The sequence below is a fragment of the Cellulomonas bogoriensis 69B4 = DSM 16987 genome (assembly GCF_000767165.1).
GTDB lineage: Bacteria > Actinomycetota > Actinomycetes > Actinomycetales > Cellulomonadaceae > Actinotalea > Actinotalea bogoriensis.
Map to the genome: position 1 here is coordinate 1 of NZ_AXCZ01000517.1, position 248 is coordinate 248.

Here is a 248-nt window from a genome sequence, read left to right on the forward strand (position 1 = left end):
TGCAGGCCACCGGACAGGCCCGTGAGGCCGTCGCTCAGGGCCACCGCGCCGTCGTCGAGCTGGGCGACGCCGTCGGCCAGGTCCCTGGTGCCGTCGGCCAGTGCACCGGTGCCGTCGGCCAGCTGGCCCGCGCCGTCGGCGAGCTGCTGCGCGCCGTCGGCGGCACCTCCCAGCTCCAGGGCCAGCTCGCCGACCCCGTCGAGGAGGTCGGTGAGGATCGTCCCCGTCAGCTCCCGGCCCAGCCGGGT

At 77.4% G+C, this 248-nt stretch carries 1 pseudogene; it reads right to left on the reverse strand.

Features of this window, described 5'->3' with window-relative positions:
* Positions 1-248, reverse strand: a pseudogene (locus N869_RS16260) (YhgE/Pip domain-containing protein); the annotation flags it as partial.